The sequence below is a fragment of the Bartonella sp. AP58NXGY genome (assembly GCF_042195785.1).
In the GTDB taxonomy this organism is placed as follows: Bacteria; Pseudomonadota; Alphaproteobacteria; order Rhizobiales; family Rhizobiaceae; genus Bartonella.
Genome location: NZ_JBHIOY010000092.1, coordinates 343 through 816 on the forward strand (window position 1 = coordinate 343; position 474 = coordinate 816).

Here is a 474-nt window from a genome sequence, read left to right on the forward strand (position 1 = left end):
TCCGGCACCGGTTTGTGATCATGCACAGGTAGGTGATTTTGGGAGGGTTGATGGCAATGCTAAAATACATGATCGTGCCTTGGGTTTTGGATATGCTTTTGTTTACAAACATGCTCGTGTTTTTAATAACGCCGCTGTATGTGATAAGGCTGTTATAAGAGACAATGCAAAAGTCTATGGGAATGCTTTTATTAATTGGTATACACGTATTGAAGACAATGAAACGATTAATCTTGCATCTCAAATTTCTGATGACGCTTGTGTCTCTTTACCTATAACAAAAAAATACGAATTTACGAATGAAACGCGTTGTGTGGCTGGTCATACTTTACACCGCATTAAAGCCATTAGAGATTTTGCTGATGTAAAGACTGGTGATTTAGGTGGTTTTATCGAAAAGGAAAGCAATCTCTCTCATGATGGCAATTGCTGGGTCTATGATAACGCTACCGTTTTTTGGGAAGCTGTCGTTTC

1 pseudogene is annotated in these 474 nt (G+C 39.0%); it reads left to right on the plus strand.

The features are described from left to right. A pseudogene (locus ACFINC_RS09665) lies at nt 1-474 on the plus strand (hypothetical protein); the annotation flags it as partial.